At 54.0% G+C, this 298-nt stretch carries 1 pseudogene; it reads right to left on the bottom strand.

The annotated features are described in order from the left end of the window. Positions 1-298 (bottom strand): annotated as a pseudogene (locus ACTHS4_RS11810) (NADH-ubiquinone oxidoreductase-F iron-sulfur binding region domain-containing protein); the annotation flags it as partial.

Genomic DNA, 298 nt, shown 5'->3' with positions numbered 1-298 from the left:
TTGCAAGGCACGCAGGTCGTCTGAAGTGCCGATGCCGGTGTCCACGCGGTTGAGCATGCGTGAAAGTTGGAACGTGCCGCCTTTGCACGGCGGACATTGACCGCATGAGTTGGACTCAAAAAATTCCACATATTCGGCTACTTTGCGCACCACGCTGGTGCCTTCGGAAATCACAATCATCGCGCCGGTTCCGAGGCTGGATTTGCGTTCGAGTACGGACACGAAGTCCTAAGGCACATCCAAATCTTTTACGGTCAAAAGCGTTTTGGACGGGCCGCCGGTAAATACGGCTTTAAAC

Source organism: Neisseria sp. P0014.S009 (assembly GCF_051958155.1).
In the GTDB taxonomy this organism is placed as follows: Bacteria; Pseudomonadota; Gammaproteobacteria; order Burkholderiales; family Neisseriaceae; genus Neisseria; species Neisseria flavescens_C.
This window is presented reverse-complemented; position numbering and strand designations above follow the sequence as displayed.